General features: G+C 38.4%; 18 protein-coding genes. All 18 read left to right on the forward strand.

Annotation, left to right across the window (positions count from 1 at the left end; translation table 11 throughout):
• The first annotated feature begins 23 nt into the window (after positions 1–23).
• The 18 genes from HMPREF2758_RS02700 to HMPREF2758_RS02790 all read left to right on the forward strand — a co-directional run bounded on the left by HMPREF2758_RS02700 (position 24) and on the right by HMPREF2758_RS02790 (position 18,753).
• Positions 24–2,924 carry a DNA translocase FtsK gene (locus tag HMPREF2758_RS02700; RefSeq protein WP_016647849.1) on the forward strand — a complete coding sequence of 967 codons (2,901 nt, stop codon included), beginning with the start codon at positions 24–26 and terminating at the stop codon, positions 2,922–2,924.
• A 263-nt stretch (positions 2,925–3,187) separates the two neighbouring features.
• Complete coding sequence (locus tag HMPREF2758_RS02705) at positions 3,188–4,747, forward strand: ABC transporter ATP-binding protein (protein ID WP_006907729.1); 1,560 nt, start codon at positions 3,188–3,190, stop codon at positions 4,745–4,747.
• A 3-nt stretch (positions 4,748–4,750) separates the two neighbouring features.
• Positions 4,751–5,833, forward strand: coding sequence for an ABC transporter permease (locus tag HMPREF2758_RS02710; RefSeq protein WP_070609061.1), 1,083 nt, complete (start codon positions 4,751–4,753; stop codon positions 5,831–5,833).
• Complete coding sequence (locus tag HMPREF2758_RS02715; RefSeq protein ID WP_070609062.1) at positions 5,833–6,792, forward strand: ABC transporter permease; 960 nt, start codon at positions 5,833–5,835, stop codon at positions 6,790–6,792. Before HMPREF2758_RS02710 ends, HMPREF2758_RS02715 begins: the two co-directional genes overlap by 1 nt.
• A 136-nt stretch (positions 6,793–6,928) precedes the next feature.
• Complete coding sequence (ylxM, locus tag HMPREF2758_RS02720) at positions 6,929–7,261, forward strand: YlxM family DNA-binding protein (RefSeq protein WP_070609118.1); 333 nt, start codon at positions 6,929–6,931, stop codon at positions 7,259–7,261.
• A 15-nt stretch (positions 7,262–7,276) separates the two neighbouring features.
• A complete protein-coding gene (gene ffh, locus HMPREF2758_RS02725; RefSeq protein WP_070609063.1) occupies positions 7,277–8,737 on the forward strand; it encodes a signal recognition particle protein in 1,461 nt (486 codons plus the stop codon).
• A 94-nt stretch (positions 8,738–8,831) separates the two neighbouring features.
• The gene (rpsP, locus tag HMPREF2758_RS02730) at positions 8,832–9,104 is read left to right on the forward strand and encodes a 30S ribosomal protein S16 (protein WP_006907724.1); all 273 of its coding nucleotides are present in this window, start codon (positions 8,832–8,834) and stop codon (positions 9,102–9,104) included.
• A 40-nt stretch (positions 9,105–9,144) separates the two neighbouring features.
• Positions 9,145–9,420 carry a KH domain-containing protein gene (locus tag HMPREF2758_RS02735; RefSeq protein WP_070609064.1) on the forward strand — a complete coding sequence of 92 codons (276 nt, stop codon included), beginning with the start codon at positions 9,145–9,147 and terminating at the stop codon, positions 9,418–9,420.
• A gap of 69 nt (positions 9,421–9,489) precedes the next feature.
• Positions 9,490–10,014 carry a ribosome maturation factor RimM gene (gene rimM, locus HMPREF2758_RS02740; RefSeq protein WP_070609065.1) on the forward strand — a complete coding sequence of 175 codons (525 nt, stop codon included), beginning with the start codon at positions 9,490–9,492 and terminating at the stop codon, positions 10,012–10,014.
• Entirely contained in the window at positions 10,004–10,732 is a 729-nt protein-coding gene (gene trmD / locus HMPREF2758_RS02745; protein ID WP_070609066.1) for a tRNA (guanosine(37)-N1)-methyltransferase TrmD, read from the forward strand. Before rimM ends, trmD begins: the two co-directional genes overlap by 11 nt.
• 211 nt (positions 10,733–10,943) lie before the next feature.
• Complete coding sequence (rpsD, locus tag HMPREF2758_RS02750; protein WP_070609067.1) at positions 10,944–11,552, forward strand: 30S ribosomal protein S4; 609 nt, start codon at positions 10,944–10,946, stop codon at positions 11,550–11,552.
• Positions 11,553–11,764: 212 nt separating this feature from the next.
• Positions 11,765–12,031, forward strand: a complete 267-nt coding sequence (locus HMPREF2758_RS02755) for a hypothetical protein (protein WP_070609068.1) — start codon at positions 11,765–11,767, stop codon at positions 12,029–12,031.
• Between the two features lie 665 nt (positions 12,032–12,696).
• A complete protein-coding gene (locus tag HMPREF2758_RS02765; protein WP_016647845.1) occupies positions 12,697–12,936 on the forward strand; it encodes a hypothetical protein in 240 nt (79 codons plus the stop codon).
• Positions 12,937–13,245: 309 nt separating this feature from the next.
• Positions 13,246–14,970, forward strand: coding sequence for a septation ring formation regulator EzrA (locus HMPREF2758_RS02770; RefSeq protein ID WP_016647844.1), 1,725 nt, complete (start codon positions 13,246–13,248; stop codon positions 14,968–14,970).
• Between the two features lie 79 nt (positions 14,971–15,049).
• Positions 15,050–16,201: a cysteine desulfurase family protein gene (locus HMPREF2758_RS02775; RefSeq protein ID WP_016647843.1), complete on the forward strand. Its 1,152-nt coding sequence runs from the start codon at positions 15,050–15,052 to the stop codon at positions 16,199–16,201.
• Between the two features lie 4 nt (positions 16,202–16,205).
• Positions 16,206–17,414: a tRNA uracil 4-sulfurtransferase ThiI gene (thiI, locus tag HMPREF2758_RS02780; protein ID WP_070609070.1), complete on the forward strand. Its 1,209-nt coding sequence runs from the start codon at positions 16,206–16,208 to the stop codon at positions 17,412–17,414.
• A gap of 39 nt (positions 17,415–17,453) precedes the next feature.
• On the forward strand, positions 17,454–17,834 hold the full coding sequence (locus HMPREF2758_RS02785) for a RidA family protein (RefSeq protein ID WP_070609071.1): 381 nt from the start codon (positions 17,454–17,456) through the stop codon (positions 17,832–17,834).
• 172 nt (positions 17,835–18,006) lie between these two features.
• Complete coding sequence (locus tag HMPREF2758_RS02790; RefSeq protein ID WP_070609072.1) at positions 18,007–18,753, forward strand: NAD-dependent protein deacylase; 747 nt, start codon at positions 18,007–18,009, stop codon at positions 18,751–18,753.
• Positions 18,754–18,822 lie beyond the last annotated feature (69 nt).

Here is an 18,822-nt window from a genome sequence, read left to right on the forward strand (position 1 = left end):
CAATGATCGAAGGATGTGAAGGAATGACTGTAGGTAAGAAAAATAATTCAAACGCTAAGAAAAAAAAGAAATCTCAAGTGACTTATCAGAATACTTACTTGATTTTAGGTCTAATTATCGTTTTCTTAAGTTTAGTATCTGTCTTTAATTGGGGCATGGTCGGTGTCATGATGACTAATGGATTTAGGCTACTTGTTGGTGAGACTTATACGTTGGTCTTGGCCTTTGCGATTTGGTTAGGCTTGGCATTAATCGTTCGAGGCCGAATGGTGCGGATTGAAGGACGCCAAGTTATCGGCGGAATATTTGTTTTGATGGCCTTAACGGGTATTTTACATATCTCAACTTTTTACTCTAGCTTTAGTCAACAGACGGGACAGTCTATCTTTGCTTACACCTTCCAATTGTATAAGAATGAATTATTAACTTGGCAGATTGTGGATAGTCTTGGAGGAGGGCTATTAGGTGCACTCTTATATCAAGGGTTAATATTTTTAGTAGGTCGGTGGGGAAGTTATTTATTACTTTGGACCATCTTTTTTATGGGATTAATTTTAGTCATTAACCAGACTCTATATGCTGCATGGCAAACACTTAGGTATGCTGGTGAGTGGCTTTTTAAAGGATTAAGAAAAATTAATCCGGACTTACAGCAAATAAAGCAGGTTTTTAATGATGAAAATAATCTAAATGATCAAAATTACTCTCAAGAAGAAATTTCAACATCCTTGGAAGATATTCAAGTTGCACAAGACTCTTCAAAAAAACGATCTATTTCATGGATAATGACCCCTTTTGAAAAATTTAAGCACTTCTTTTTCGGAGATTCTGATCAAGAAGCAGTTGATTTGAGCCAAGACGTATCTCCACAGTCAGATCAAACCGCACGATATATGCCAAGCGTAGAAAGAGATGAGGAGCCTGTATTTCAACCTAATACGCCTTATGATTTTGAACCTTATAAGTTATCGGATCCTAAGGCTCATACAGCGTCTGTAAAGCGTAAAATGAGGCCCGAACAGGAACGTATTTTGGATTTAGACTTTTTTGATCAAATTCAACAACAAAGAAAGACTTCGAATGAGCAAAGAGAACAAGTATCTGGACCACTCAAAACAATTATTAAAGAAAATTTAGAACATCATGATCAGCCTAGTTCAGTCAGTCAATCTACTAGACCTTCTGCTAGTCCTTCAACAGAATCACAGGTGACAGATCCGTCAATGACAGTCTTTCCGGAGGTTTCCAAATTGCCAGAAGATAAAGCAAATGAATTTGAGAAGCAAGCGGATACTAAAATATCAGAAGCTGATCAGACGGGAAGAGATGATGATTCTCAGTTAGCGTCATTCTCAGAATCAAGCAAAATGGACCAATCACAAGCACAGCGTAGTCACTGGCAAGAAGCGAGTCATCAAACACAAGAGTTAATTCAAGATGATTCTCCGAATGCAACGGCTCCTAATATTAAACAAAGCAAAAAAATCGCCAACAAGAAATTAAATCAAGAATATCAGTTTCCAGGGGTAGATCTTCTTAATAAGATGGAACCTGTTGATCAAACTGAAGAGTACGAACGGATTGAAGAAAATATTAAGAAATTGGAATTGACCTTTGAAAGTTTTGGCGTTGATGCAAAAATTGTTAAGGCGAATTTAGGTCCCGCTGTGACTAAGTACGAAATTCAACCTGCGATCGGCGTTAAAGTTTCAAAAATTGTTAATTTAGCTGATGACATTGCCTTAGCACTTGCTGCTCGTGATGTACGGATTGAAGCACCAATACCAGGTAAATCTTTGATTGGAATTGAAGTTCCGAATAGCCAAGTGTCGCCGGTTGCTTTTTCTGAAATTATTGAAGCAGGCTTAGCAAGTTCCAATAAGTTGGAAGTGCCTCTGGGTCGGGATATTTCTGGTTCGGTATGCTTAGCGGATCTAAGTAAAATGCCACACCTACTGGTTGCAGGGGCAACGGGATCGGGTAAATCCGTTGGTATTAATGTAATTATTTGTTCAATATTGATGAAGGCGCGTCCTGAGGAAGTTAAGTTCTTAATGGTTGACCCGAAAAAAGTTGAATTAACTTTATATAACGACTTGCCCCATCAACTTTCTCCGGTAGTGACCAATCCACGTAAGGCGGCCCGTGCCTTGAATAATGTCGTTGAAGAAATGGAACGACGCTATGAGCTTTTTGCTACGACTGGTGTTCGTAACATCGATGGCTATAATGAGCAGGTGGATTCTTGGAATCAAGAAAATGGGACAGGCTATGAACGTTTACCTAAGATTGTTGTTGTCATTGATGAGTTAGCGGACTTAATGATGGTCGCTTCAAATGATGTTGAAAATGCTATTATTCGACTAGCCCAAATGGCTCGTGCAGCAGGAATCCATATGATTATAGCTACACAACGACCATCGGTGGATGTTATCACAGGGATTATTAAGGCCAATGTTCCATCACGATTGGCTTTTGCAGTATCCTCTGGGACGGATTCTCGAACCATTATTGATTCTGTGGGTGCTGAGAAATTACTTGGAAGAGGGGATATGCTCTTCCAACCGATGGGTAAAAATAAACCGGTTAGAGTTCAAGGTGCGTATATTTCTGATGACGAAGTTGAACGAATTACAGATTATATCAAGATGCAGCAAACTGCGGATTATGATGAAAAAATTGTAGTAGCAGACCAAGATCTTTCGGCAGAAAATGCTTCTGATGACGAATATTATGAAGAAGCCGTTGACTTAATTAGTGATCAAGAGACAGTTTCTATTTCTCAGCTTCAACGAAAATTCCGGATTGGATACAATCGTGCCGCTCGCTTGATTGACGATTTAGAAGCGAATGGCTTAGTCTCCGCTCAAGATGGGTCCAAGCCCCGACAAGTACTTATTGAAGGGGATCAATCTGAGGGTTAGATGAATTGATCATGGAATTTGAAAGCCGTTGATCCATCTAAGATATTTTGAAAATATTGGATAACAATCCCCATTGTCAGGCTTCCTAGAATACAGTTCTTGGATCGTTCTGGCAATGGGGATTTAATAGATTAAGCTTTTTCGGATTCACTAAAATAATAGTGAAAAGTTACTCGGCTATTAGAATAAAGATTGAATACGCTTTTTATTTTCGATATAATCTTTTTAGAATGTCTTAAAAGCGATTTGGAGAGGTGATGAGGATGGCATCGGATAAAATAGTCATTGAAATGCGCAATGTTTCTAAGCGTTTTGGTGATTTTTATGCCAATAAAAATATTAATTTCTGTTTGAAAGAAGGAGAAATCCATGCACTCTTAGGTGAGAATGGAGCAGGAAAATCGACAATGATGAATCTGTTATCCGGATTGTTAGAGCCGACTTCCGGTCAGATCTATTTAAATGGTCAAGCGGTTAAAATTGATTCACCGGCTAAAGCCAGTGAACTTAAGATTGGTATGGTCCACCAACATTTTATGTTAATTCAAGATTTTACGGTGGTGGAGAATATTATTTTAGGGCATGAACCAACCAAAGGATTAGTGGTTGATAAACAATCTGCACGAGAAAAAATTATTGACCTCTCTAAAAAATATGGCTTAGATGTTGCACCTGATGAGAAAATTGAAAATATCAGTGTGGGTATGCAGCAACGGGTTGAAATCCTAAAGACTCTCTATCGCGGGGCAAATATATTAATTTTTGATGAACCGACCGCCTCTTTGACCCCTCAGGAGATCGAAGAGTTGATGCAAACATTGTCTTCTTTAGCGAAAGAAGGTAAGTCGATTATTCTTATTACGCACAAATTAAATGAAATAAAGCAAGTTGCAGATCGCTGTACAGTTATTCGACGAGGAGAATCTATTGACACAGTCGATGTGGCAAATACAAGTTCTGTGGAATTAGCGACTATGATGGTTGGAAGGAATGTCTCCTTTAAAATAGATAAAAAGCCAGCTAAAGTTACCGACTTGGCTCTAAGTGTACAAAATATTGAGGTCAAAGATAGCCGAGGAGTTATGAAAGTGAAAAACCTTTCATTTGATGTTCACCATGGTGAAGTTGTCGGAATTGCTGGGATTGATGGTAATGGCCAATCTGAGTTGATTTTGGCGATTAGTGGGCTAATGCCGGTGGATTCAGGGAAAGTTATCTTGAACGGCGAAGAAATTACGCACTTGAGACCACGCCAAATTAATGAACGTAAACTAGGGCATATTCCAGAAGACCGTCATAAATACGGGTTAATTCTTGATATGCGTTTAGAAGAAGACCTCGTTTTAAAAGAATATTATCATGAACCTTTTTCTAGAAGGAGCTTTTTAAACTTTAGACAAATTCGAGAACGTGCTAACCATTTGATTGATTCTTTTGACGTACGCACGATCTCGGAAAAAGTACCAGCCGCTGCTTTATCGGGTGGAAATCAACAAAAAGCGATTATTGCCCGAGAGCTATCTGGCGATCCAGACTTCTTGATTGCGGCTAATCCAACTCGCGGCTTGGATGTTGGGGCGATTGAATTTATTCATCGTGCTATAATCAATCAACGGGATAACAATAAAGCGGTTTTATTAATGAGTTTTGAATTAGATGAGATTCTAGATGTATCAGACCGAATATTAGTCATGCATGATGGCGAGATTGTTGCTGATATTCCTGCTCATGAAACAAATGAACAAGAGCTTGGTCTCTTGATGGCAGGAACTTCTTATGAAGAAGTTCTTGAGCATCGTCAACAGCAAAAGGAGGGTGTCTAGACCATGTCATCATTTAAAAAAATATTTGTCTCGCTAGCCTCTGTGATATTAGGACTGATTTTTGGGGCGATTTTAATGCTTGCTTTTGGTCATGATCCAATTCAGGGTTATCAAACTTTATATAAAGGAGCTTTTGGGACACCTTTTTCAATTGGACAGACGATTCGAGCGGCGACCCCTTTGATATTTACGGGTTTAGGTTTTGCGGTCGCGTATATTGCCGGATTTTTTAATATTGGTTTAGCAGGACAAGCACTTTGGGGCTGGTTTGCATCGGTAGGGGTCGGTCTATTGTTAGCCGATGCACCGCTTTGGATCATGCTTCCTCTAGCTATTATTGCTGGAGCAATTGCTGGAGGTTTATGGGCAGGAATTGCGGGTGTTTTGAAAGCTTATTTTTCAACCTCAGAAGTGATTGTAACAATTATGTTGAACTATGTGTCTATTTATGTGGTGGACTATTTAATTCGATATGTTTTAACGGATCGTGCAGATCGCACCCCATCGATTGGTGATACTCCACCTCTTAGAATAGCTTGGTTGTCTGAATTGACCCAAAATTCAACCCTCCATGCTGGGATTTTCTTAGCGATTATTGCAGCGGTTGTCGTTCTAATTGTAATGTCACGAACGACTCTAGGATTTGAATTGAAGTCAGTTGGACTGAATCCTTTTGCCTCGGATTACGCTGGGATGTCCGCTAAACGAAATATCATTTTAGCAATGTTAATATCTGGAGCATTAGCTGGTTTAGGCGGAGCGATGAATGGTCTTGGCGAATTTGGCTTCATTAACTTACAGAATGGTGTAGCTCCAGCAATTGGATTTAATGGGATGGCGGTTGCTCTTTTAGGAGTTAATCATCCGATCGGGATCATTTTTGCAGCATTATTATTTGGTGCTTTAAATACCGGAGCACCAGCTATGACTTTTGCAAAGATTCCTTCAGAAATTGTACAGATTGTGATTGGTATTATTATTTTCTTCGTTGGAGCTTCTTACATCATTACTTATTGTTGGGACAAACTTGCGAGACGAAGAGATCGACTTTCCAATAATGTCAGCCAAGAAGAGGAGGGAGCCTAATGAGTTCAGCTTTAGTAGCATTGATCGTATCATCGACTTTGGTCTATTCAGCACCCTTAATATATACGGCTTTAGGAGGTGTGTTCTCCGAACGAGCGGGAGTTGTAAATGTGGGTCTAGAAGGGATCATGGTAATCGGCGCTTTTGCTTCTGTTGTTGCTAGTTTGTATCTAGGGCCTACTTTAGGGGCGAAGTGGACACCTTGGGTAGCTATTTTTGTTGGGGCTTTAGCAGGAATGTGTTTTTCCTTGATTCATGCGCTGGCAACGGTTAATTTGAGAACCGATCATATCATATCGGGAACGGTATTAAATTTGATTGCACCATCCCTCGCTGTTTTCTTAACTCGGGTACTTTATGAGGGCAAAGGGGAAACGCCATCTATCCAGCATGCTTTTGGCTATGGTAATATTCCTTTGCTTTCTAAGATTCCAGTGTTGGGTCCAGTTTTGTTCCAAACAACATCTAGACCTGCCTTTTTTGGCATGTTAGTAGCAGCGCTCGTGTGGTTCATCATTTACAAAACTCGTTTTGGTTTAAGGCTTCGTTCAGTAGGGGAGAATCCTCAGGCTGCGGATACTTTAGGGGTCAATGTATACCGGATGAAGTATGCGGGCGTATTGATTTCAGGATTTTTAGGTGGAATGGGTGGTGCAGTTTTAGCTAACTCTATTACCCTAAAATTTTCAATATCGACAGTCGCTGGTCAAGGTTTTATGGCCATGGCCGCTATGATCTTCGGTAAATACCATCCAATTGGCGCTTTGTTGGCGGCCATATTCTTTGGCTTTGCGCAGACGATCGCTGTAATTGGATCTCAAATTCCGGTTATTGAATCCATTACACCAGTTTATTTACAGATTGCGCCGTATATTATTACCATTATTGTCCTCGTGGGCTTAGTCGGTAAATCTAAGGCCCCTGCTGCGGATGGAAAGATCTATGTTAAATCAAAATAGAAGAATCACTAGCAAGTTAGAGAAGAGACCCTTTCAAGTCGGTCTCTTCTTTTTCTTTGAATTGTTCTTAAGACATAAACATGATAGAATAAAGCTTGATTGGTGTTTGAGTCACGATAGAAAGGAAGATGGATTAATGACCCTGGAAAAGACGGTCTATATGAATAAGCTCTTATCTTTCTATCAAGATTTATTAACTGAAAAACAACAAGCGATTATGCGTGATTACTATGAGGAAGATTATTCACTAGCAGAAATCTCACAAAATCAAGGCATCTCTCGTCAAGGGGTCCATGACCATGTTCGTCGATCAGAACAAGCCTTGCTTGAACTCGAGTCGGTTCTGCATTTGGCTCAAAAAAGTGATCAACGATTAGCGAATTATCGACACCTTGAATCGATCATCGATCGACCAACCGAGGCAAGTCACTTACTTAAACAACTGATACAAGAAGAAATGAATCTATAATAAAGGAGACAGACTATGGCATTTGAAGCATTATCTGAACGATTACAAAATTCGATCTCTCAAGTGGGAAAAGGCGGGAAAATTACTGAAGCTGACCTGAAACAAATGATGCGGGAAATTCGTCTGGCCCTACTAGAAGCTGACGTTAATTTTAAGGTTGTTAAAGACTTTGTAAAGCGAGTAAATGATAAGGCGCTAGGTTCTGAAGTTTTATCATCCTTATCACCTGCTCAACAAGTGGTAAAAATTGTTAATGAAGAATTAACGCTTCTAATGGGTGGCGACCATGTTCCATTAAACATCTCAACGCAGCCACCAACCGTTATTATGATGGTTGGTCTTCAAGGGGCAGGGAAAACGACTACCGTCGGAAAATTGGCAAAATATATTCAAGGCCAAGGTCTTAAGAAGCCTTTGCTTGTTGCTGGCGACGTTTATCGTCCAGCTGCGATTGATCAGTTACAGACAATCGGTCAACAATTAAATCTAGAAGTATTTAGTCAAGGAACTGAAGCCAATCCAGTTGATATTGCTAAGAACGCTTTGGCAAAAGCTAAAATCCAAGGGAATGACGCTGTGATTATTGATACGGCGGGGCGTCTTCATGTGAATCAAGAATTAATGGAAGAGCTGCAAAATATCAAGGCTGCTGTTCAACCTCACGATATTTTGCTAACGATTGATGCCATGACTGGACAAGATGCCGTCAATGTCGCTAAGGCCTTTAATGATGATTTGGATATTACTGGGATTGTTATTACTAAATTAGACGGCGATACGCGTGGTGGAGCGGCATTATCAATTCGGTCAATTATAAACAAGCCGATTAAATTCACGGGACAAGGGGAACAATTAGATGCCTTAGAACTCTTCTATCCAGATCGGATGGCCGGACGGATTTTAGGTATGGGCGATATGATGACCTTAATCGAGAAAGCCCAACAAGATTTTGATGAAGAAGAAGCCGCTAAGATGGCTGACAAATTAAAAGATGCTTCTTTTGATTTTAATGACTTTATTAATCAGATGGATCAAGTTCGTAAAATGGGACCTATTAAAGATTTAATGAAGTTGATTCCTGGAATGAGTAAAATTCCTGGACTGGATGATTTTGATATCGATGATAAGAGTATGAATCGGATTCGAGCGGTCGTTCAATCGATGACACCTTATGAACGAGAAAATCCTGATGTGATTTCACAAAGTCGCCGTAAACGGATTGCTGCAGGATGTGGGCAACCTCTCAATGATATTAACCAATTAATCAAGCAATTCAATCAATCTCGCGAGATGATGAAGCAGATGTCAAATGGACGAATGGGAGGACTCAACAAGATGATGGGTCGCCTTAATGCGCAAGGAGGCATGAAGGGTCCAGCGATGGAAAAGATGAAGTCTCCTGAGCAAATTAAAAAAGAGCAAAATGAAAAACAAATTGCCCGCCTCCTTAAAAAGAATAAAAGGAAAAAAAGATAATTTTTTAAGCTGTAAAGCAAAAAGACTTTACAGCTTATCTTTTTTCTGTTAGTATAATCAAGTCAGATAAAAATAACTAGGAGGTCATTAAATTATGGCAGTAAAAATTCGTTTAAAACGTGCAGGAGCTAAGAAAAGCCCATTCTATCGTATCGTCGTTGCAGATTCTCGTTCACCTCGTGACGGACGTATTATCGAAAAGATTGGTACTTACAATCCTTTATTAGACCCTGCAGAAGTAGTTCTTGATGAAGAAAAAGCTTTAGCATGGTTAGAAAAAGGAGCACAACCTTCTGATACCGTTCGCAATCTTTTATCGAATCAAGGAATTATGGCTAAATTCCACCAAGCTAAATATACTAAATAAACGCTTAGTCTAAAGAAAAAAGTATAAGGATGTGTCAACCATGTCAGCTCAAATTGAACAGTTAATTCATACGATAGTGGAACCTTTAGTCGATCATCCAGAAGAATTAAAGATTGAACTCGGTGAAAGTGAAGACTTTATGGAATACAACCTTATTCTACATCCTGATGATGTTGGACGCATTATCGGTAAAAAAGGACGGGTGATTCGTGCAATTCGCACCATCATCTATAGTGTTCGAAATCGCGACGAAAAGCGGGCTCGTATTACCATTGCCGATGATCGTTCAGATGAAGTGATGATTGAAGAAGACTAATCAATGAAGCTAGTGATTCCTGGTGAATGACTAGCTTTTTTGCTAATAATAAAAGAAAGGTGGAAATTAGTGACCTATTATAAGATAGCTCGAATTGTTAATACCTTTGGTATTCGAGGGCAATTGAAGATTCTTGTGGATACAGATTTTATGGAAGAGCGCTTTAAGATAGGAAATATCTTATATATTTTGGATGGCAATAAGATGTGCGCTAAGGTTCAAGTGGCTTCATTTGCGCCTCATAAAGGAGCTTATTTAGTAGCGTTTGAAGATTATCATCAGATTAATCAAGTCGAAGGATTCAAAGGCATGACTTTAGCAATTGCTGAAGAGGATCAAGCTGAATTGGAGGAAGGGTCCTATTATCACCATCAAATTAAAGGCTTGACGGTGGTTGATTTAGCCGGAACGATTATCGGAAAAATCAAAGAAATCCTGACACTAGGGTCTAATGATGTCTGGGTGGTGGCTCCAAAGGACAAGCATCGTAAAGATTTATTACTGCCGTTTATTGATGACGTGGTAAAAGACGTTGACTTAGAAAAGGGGCTAGTCACTGTCGATATTCTGGAGGGGCTCTGGGATGAAGATTGATATTTTAACACTTTTTCCACAAATGTTTTCTCCTTTGAATGAATCAGTCATGAAATTAGGTCAAGAAAAGGGACTTTTTGAGATAGCGACCCATGACTTCAGACAGTTTGCTGTTGACAAGCATGGTCATGTAGATGACTATCCTTATGGCGGTGGTGCAGGCATGCTGCTTCGAGTGGAGCCAATTGTACATACTTTGGAGTCTTTGAATCTTGCAGAAAATTGCCCAATTATTCTGATTGATCCAACAGGCCAGCCTTTTGATCAGAAGATGGCGGAATCCTGGTCAAAAGAAGATCAACTGGTCTTTATTTGTGGTCATTATGAAGGATTTGATGAACGGGTACGTTCTTTTGTGACTCAGGAGGTTTCACTTGGAGATTTTGTCTTAACGAACGGAGAGATTCCTGCGATGGTAATGATTGATGCAACTGTGCGATTAATTCCCGAAGTAGTGGGAAATGCCGAATCGATTGTTCATGAGTCTTTTCAACAAGATCGCTTGGAATACCCTCAGTACACTCGCCCCGCACAGTTTAGAGATATGAAAGTACCGGATGTGCTATTATCTGGTCATCATAAAAATATTGAACGCTGGCGGAGTAAACAGAGCTTCTTTAAGACTTTAGAACGTCGTTCCGATTTAATTGATCAAGAACAATTGACCGATGAAGAAAAAGGCTGGTTAAAAGAGTACAATGGGATCAATCTAACTTAAAATAATAAAAGAACGCTTGATTATTCAGGTAAAGACCCTTATAATAGTAGGAGTGTAAAATACAGCAGCCTTAGAAAAGGAAAGCGCGTCAACAGTCAACAGCTTTAGGCTTACAAGTAACCGCGGCTGCAAAGGTGAAAGTTTGACTGCACGCATTCGGTTTTCTAACTCTTATTTTACTCCACAAAAATTTACTTTATGGAGGAATAATATGTCACGTTATACAGGACCTCAATGGAAACAATCTCGTCGTCTAGGAATTTCTTTAAGTGAAACAGGTAAAGAATTAGCTAAAAGACCTTTCCCACCAGGACAACACGGAAATGCTCGTAAAAAACTATCTGAATATGCCTTACAAAAGAACGAAAAACAAAAACTTCGTTTTATGTATGGATTAACAGAACGTCAATTCCGTCGTTTGTTTAATAAAGCTGGTAAGATTACTGAAGGTAAACACGGTGAAAACTTCATGATCTTATTAGAACAACGTTTAGACAATGTGGTTTATCGTTTAGGTTTAGCGACAACGCGTCGTCAAGCTCGTCAATTAGTAAACCATGGTCATATTACGGTGGATGGAAAACGTGTGGATATCCCATCTTACTTAGTACAACCTGGTCAAGTGATTGCTGTTCGTGAACGTTCACGTGATTTAGCAATCATCAAAGAAGCAGTTGAGTCAATGAATGTTCGTTTAGAATTCGTTAACTTTGATGCTGATAAGTTAGAAGGTACTTTAGTACGTTTGCCATTACGTAGCGAATTAAACGCTGAAGTGGATGAAGCCCTAGTCGTAGAATACTACAACAAATTAGGTTAATTATAATCTTTAATAACCGCTTAGGAATATTGATTTATCAATGTCTCTGGGCGGTGTTTTTTTGTTTGAATACGTTTTGAATACGTTATTCTAAAAATTAACATATTTTGCTAGTTTCCCTGAAACATTGTTTAATTGTGGGTAATAGCTATTATCGATACTATTTCATTCGTTGTCGGATTAGTGAACATACATTTTAGATGGAGAAAAAAATGATTTACATATTAAATGAGATTGATCGAATCCTATCTGAAAAATTTGAAAAAACGAGTGTAAACAATAAAGATTGTTTCAAAGTCAATGATGGAACTATATTTAAAGTTAGTTTTATAGAAGATTTCAATGGTTTTGTAGTTGAATACGCTGAAAATGATAAAAATGCTAGGAACAGTTTGTTCGAAGAGGGTGATCTGATCAATTGCGACTTAAAAATAGAAGAAATAATTAAAATGATTTTAAATGAAATTCGGACTTTATAATTTAGTCGTAAAATTTATAATTTTCTATTTATTTGGATGGTTATTTAATAAAAGGAACACAATCTATGATTTCTTTTGACTGGCTTAAACTATAAAAAAGATGGTGTTTACTATCTCTATGCGTTATGGTAGGAAAAAGCCAGTATTTGATTGCTTGATAGACTATAATAGCTTTATTTTTGACTTGGTAAAAAATTGAGAAAAAATCAAATGTTAAATAGTGATGGTTGCTAGTAATCGCTAGTTTATATCTAAATTTGGAAGCTGATTCTATGTCTATAAATATGGTGGACTTTGCTAAGAAATACGGATATGAGACAGCTGCATATTTAGGTGTTTATCAATCAAAAAGAGTTTACGAGGCTATCTACAGAGATGATAACAAATGTTATTATATTGAATTGCCAGCTTTCATTTTGGGTAGTAATGATGGATTAGAATGGATTCAAGATCAACGATCGTTTTCTATTATGAACAACTATTATTAAACTTAAATATATTACACATAGTTATAAATGTATGTAGGTGTTTGCTGTCTTAAGGTGATATGATAGACGGACACCAACCATTGGTTAGCTGATAGACTATGATTATTTTTTTGTTGGTGAAGCAATCGTATACTATGAAAGAACTGATAATGAAAGAAAGGAGAATGATGACATATTATGATAGGGTTAACAATTAATCAGCTTAAAGAATCAGTGACACAGAATCTTACTGATGTAGTCTTGGATGTTGACGGAATTCGTTGTGGAATATATCCGTCTACTCCTGATAGTTATGACGTAGGGATAGGAGAACGATTGATTGAGAACATAAAAGGTTTTGATAATCTTCTTGAAGTTAAAATTAAAGGTAAGAAACTTTCTGAAGTCATTTGTAAAGCAACTATAGATATTTATTAAATGAGCACTTACTCAATCGAGGGGTGCTATTTTTATAGTCTGAATTTAAGAAGTGTAGCCTAATAATTAAAATGTCAAACAAGTTGATGATATCGTTAAAGAAATCAAGATCTTTGAAAATTGAGATTTTAAGTAAATAAATGTTTTTAAAGAAATACAAAAAGCTTATAAAGTTAAAGGAATTTATAGTTCTTAAGCTTAATGACTTTAAAATAAACGTTAGAAATGATACAATACAAGTTGACAAATTACTATTTATACGATTGGATAGTTTGAAAACAATCAGATTAATGTAGAGGAGCAAGGAATATGGGATTAAAATTTACAGATATTCTATTCATAATCGTTGTCTTGATCCTATTAGTATACGGTTTGATTTATTTCTTCCGTACACAACGTAGTAAAGAAATTAAAGAGCTAGAGCAACGTAAGGATGAAATGATGTCTGTTTCAATTGCCGATCAGCTCTTCACTTTGAAGAATATGAATCTCTCAGGTCAGACAAAACGTAAATATGAAAGCTTAGTTGCTAATTGGCAAACCATTACTAATTTTCAATTTACAGAAATTGAAGCTGCGTTAGTAGGATCAGAACAATTTGTAGAACAGATGAATTTGGTGAGAGCCAAAAATGCGCTCAACCAAGCACGGGAGTTATTGGATGAGACTGAATCACAGGTGAATGATCTACATCAACAGTTAACAGATCTACTTGAGACAGAATCAGATAATCAAGAACGCTACGAGGACCTTCTGGAGCGCTATCAAACAGCTCGGAAAAAAGTAATGAACCATGCTTTTGATTTCGGGCCAGCAATTGAGACTTTAGAAAAGAATTTACAACTCTTAGAATTGGATTTTACCACTTATAATGAATATACCAGTGAGGGCGATTATTTAGAGGCACAAGATCTGCTTAATTCAATCGAAAAAGATACCCAAGACCTGGAAGAAATATTGGATAAAATTCCACAGATGAACGATCAAATTAAGAATGACTATGAAGACAGCTTAGCTGACTTGCGTGATGGTTACGAGAAAATGGTTGCGAGTCAATTTAACTTTGCTAATGTGAATATTCCGGAAGAGATTGATGCGATTCAAGAACAGTTAAACAAGGCGAAATCTGAAATTAAAAATGCTGATCTTGAAAAAGCAACCACTTTAATGGATAAGGCGGACCGTGAAATTAATTCACTCTATGAATTAATGGAGGCTGAAGTTCAAGCTAAGACCTTTGTGAACCAGCATATCAACCAATTAAAACGCCAAATCGATGAAGTGAAGGAAAGTAATCGTTATGCTGGGATTGAAGTTGACCGGATTTCTCAATCCTATATTCTTCATAATAATGAAACGGACCAAGTCAATGACTTAACACGTCAAATTGAGTTAGAAGAGAATCGTTTTATGCAACTTAATCAGGAAATCGAAACTTCCCATGCAGTATATACACAAATTGAGGCATCTATTCGTAAGATCGAACGTAATGTAGAAGAGATAGCCCTTAAACAACAGGATCTAGTTAAGTCTTTGAGCAATTTGACGGCACGCGAGAAAGATGCTAAAGCGAACCTAGATATGTATGAATTAGATTTAAGGAATCTTAAGCGACGATTGGAAAAAAATAATCTTCCTGGCTTGCATGAAGTCTATTACCAACAATTCTATAAGGTTACGGAAGAGATTGAAAACTTATCTCAATTCTTGAATCGTGTGAAAGTTGACATGGATGAAGTGGATCAATTAGAAGTTAAATTACAAGAAGACATGGATCAGTTAGAGACAATTACCGAAGAGATTATTGATTCTGCGACTTTGACTGAGTATATGATCCAACATTCGAATCGCTTCCGTTATGATATCCCAGAAATGGATCAAGCTATCCGAGATGCTCAATACTATTTCTACGAAGAGTTTCGCTATCGAGAAGCACTCGCAGTCATTGAAAAAGCCTTACGGCGAGTTGATCCAGAGGGACCAACTCAAGTTCGTAGGATGTATCATCAAGAGAAGCAACACCGTATGTTTTAATTAAATCATCCGAATAGTCCTGCTTAGCTGGTACTGTTCGGATTTTTTATGGAAAAGAATGAGAAAGGAAAGGAAAAGAATGCTTTATTTTGATCATTCAGCCACTACAAAACCAAGCGAAGAGATCTTGGATACATACCTTAGAGTAAGTCGGGAGTACTTTGCGAATCCATCATCAGCTCATCAAGCCGGTCAAATTTGCCAGCAACTCTTGGAGCAAGCAAGAACGCAAGTGGCTCAGATCCTGTCAGTTAAAGCTGACGAAGTTTATTTTACCTCTTCGGGGACGGAATCGAATAACTGGGTCCTACAAGTGATTCTAGATCAAGCAGCTAAGAGTCATCCAGATCGTCATCAGGTAATTCTTTCAGAAGTTGAACATCCTTCTATTCTTAAGCAGATTCCCTTACTACAGTCGAAAGGATATCAAGTTAAACTAGCCCCCGTGGATGAGTCCGGCTGTATCGACATCGACCAACTAGAAAACTTATTAAGTGACGATGTGTTACTATTATCAACTATGGCTGTTAATAATGAAGTGGGCAGTGTTCAGGATCTTAAGGCGATTAGTCGTTTGCTAGAGGATTATCCTCAAATTTTATGGCATGTAGATGGGGTTCAAGGAGTCAGTTTGCATCTGGATTTGATGAAGCAAGATCGGGTCGATCTTTTGACCCTATCTGGACATAAATTTCATGCACCTCGAGGTACAGGCATCTTGGTGATGAAAGAACGTGTGAATAGAGCACCGCTTCTTTATGGGGGCGGACAGGAGCGTGGTCTTCGTTCTTCAACGGAGAATTTGGCCACAATAGTATCAACGGCTAAGGCACTTCGATTTGCTGAAGCTAAGCAGACGGCATCTTATGTATTCCTAAAAGGGGAGCATGATCGGATTGTGGAAGCGTTAGAATCACAGAATTGGACCGTTTTTGCTAAAGATTCAGCAAGCCCTCATATTATTTGTGCCGCTTATCCAGGGATACCAGGAGAAGTCCTGATTAATGCTTTTTCTCAAGAGGATGTGATGGTATCAACGACTTCTGCTTGTTCCAGTCGCAAGCACCAAGCTCATCATACCTTACAAGCCATGGGTGTTGATCCGTCATTAGCTCAGTCAGCGATACGGCTTTCGATGAGCCAGTCTACTTCTGCTGTCGAAGTGGATCAATTATTAACTGTGATTGAAAGAATCTCAAAACGCTTTAGTCTTGACTTACAAGGGAGGTAACTGTATGAAAGAAATGATGATTCATTATGGTGAATTAACCACGAAAGGACAAAATGGCAAGCGGTTCCGTCAACAAATTGCCCAACATATTCGTTTTCAAACGAAGGATTTAGAAAAAATAAAAATCATTGCTGGCCATGATTTTATGCACTTAAAATGGCAAGACCTCCCCTATGAGACGGTCATCGAGGTTTTGCAAAAAACTCCTGGAATCCAACGTTTTGAACCGGTCTTTGCGGTAGAGCGAGATCTGGACCAGATTGGTCAAAAAGCAATCGAATTATTTAGTGAGTTGGATTTAAAAGCGGGACAAAGCTTTAAAGTCGTTGCTAAAAGAACGGACAAAAGTTATGAACATGAAAGTATTACAATCAAACGTGAAATTGGTGGCCAGATTTTAGCAGCTTATCCTCAGTTAAGTGTTAACCTTCGACAAGCAGATTGGAAACTCATGGTGCACATTCAATCAGACGCAGCTTACTTGAGTCTCAAGTCCTATCCAGGTTTAGGAGGCTTGCCATACGGTTCTTCTGGCAAGGGCTTATTAATGCTGTCGGGTGGCTTTGATTCGCCGATAGCAGGTTATCAAATGATTCGACGGGGGATGGCCTTAGAGATGGTTCACTTTGCTTCGCCTCCCTATACAAGTCCTCAAGCTGTGGAAAAAGCTAAACGTTTAACCAGTGTTTTGGCTCAATACGCTACGGAAATTGTCTTTCATGAAGTTCCTTTTTCGGCCATTCAGCTAGCTATCCGAGAACAAGTTCCAGATAAGCTATCAATGACTGTTATGCGTCGAATGATGCTCCGGGTTATGGATCGTCTGTTGGTCCAACAAAAAGCTAAAGCCATCATAAATGGGGAGTCCTTAGGTCAAGTAGCTTCACAAACAATCGAATCAATGCAAGTTATTAATGAAGTCAGTGAATCTTTAATACTTCGCCCTTTAATTGCGATGGATAAAAATGATATAATAGCATTAGCGGAAGCGGTTGGGACCTATGATATCTCCAATCAACCGTATGAGGATTGTTGTACGGTCTTTGCACCACGGTCACCATGGACTAAACCTAGACTACATACTGTTAAAAAGTATGAAGACCTCTTAGAGGTGGATCGCTTAGTTGATGAAGCGGTCAGTCAGATTCAAAGCTCGGTAATCCATGCCAACTATGAAAACGAAGCCCAGGCAGCGATCCAAGATTTGTTGTAGTTTCTTTGTTTTATTAATTAAGAGAAAGAGGAATGTAGAATGACAGAAATTAAGACAATTGCAACGACCCATGCACCAGCAGCGATCGGACCTTATTCTCAAGCCAAGGTCATTGGTGATTTAGTGTTTTGTTCGGGTCAAATTCCGATTAATCCTGAAAGCAATCAAATTGATGCAACAGATATTCAAGGTCAGACCGAACAAGTTATTAAGAATGTGGATGCTTTATTAAAGGCGGCCGGTTCAAGTTCTGACAAGGTTATTAAAACAACTTGCTTCTTAGCGGATATGGGCGATTTCGCTGTTTTTAACGATATTTATGGTCAATACTTTACCTCCAAACCAGCTCGTTCAGCGGTTGCTGTTAAGACACTTCCAAAGAATGCTTTGGTTGAAATTGAAGTTATCGCTAGTTTATAGAATTTTATAATTTGTATTAAGACTCCATTCCTATTGGTGCGGCCTGTAGGAAGGAGTTTTTTGTTAAAGTAGTTATAATGGAATTGATTGTCTGATCAAGTTCATTATAGTCGATAGGTATCTTTATTTAAAATTTTGATTTATTTAGTCATTATTAAAGGGGGCGATCTATATGACCGATCAATCTGCTAAGGCTAAGTTGCAGAAATTGCAAACAGCTATCGACAAAAGTAGTCATCTTGTATTCTTTGGGGGAGCGGGAGTCTCTACTGCTTCTGGTATTCCAGATTTTCGTTCCTCAAAAGGTATATATATGAAAGATACAGGCTATCATTGTTGTGCGGAAGAGATTTTGTCCCATGAATTTTTTGAAGCTCAGCCAACTATTTTCTTTGATTTTTATTTTAAACACTTGATTTATCCCCAAGCTAAACCTAATCCAGCTCACCAGTATTTAGCAGCTCTTGAGCAACAAGGTAAGTCTGTAACGGTGATTACTCAAAATATTGATGGATTGCATCAACGAGCAGGTTCTCAAAATGTGATAGAATTGCATGGGACGACCTTGGATAATTATTGCCTGAAATGTGGTCAACATTATTCATTGAAAGAATTGGAACGCGATGCTAAAGGTGTTCCACGTTGCCCGAGAGATCAGGCAATCGTACGACCGAACATTGTTTTATATCAAGAAAGCTTAGATCCAATGACCATAATGAGTAGTATTGAGGCTATGAGCCAAGCAGACTTGTTGATTGTAGCTGGAACTAGCTTGAATGTCTATCCTGCGGCTTCCTTTATCCAGTATTTTAATGGAAAGACTTGTGCGGTTATTAACCAATCACCTATAAGAAATCTTCCACCCGGTTCTCTCGTCTTTAATGATCGAATCGAAAGTGTCTTTAGTCAATTAAAATAAGTCTTTCTTGTGTTTTATTCCTTAGGGTTTAGACTATTGCTCTGGTTTATAATTCATGATAGACTAAGA

It is taken from the genome of Facklamia sp. HMSC062C11, assembly GCF_001810675.1.
GTDB classification, from domain to species: Bacteria; Bacillota; Bacilli; order Lactobacillales; family Aerococcaceae; genus Facklamia; species Facklamia hominis.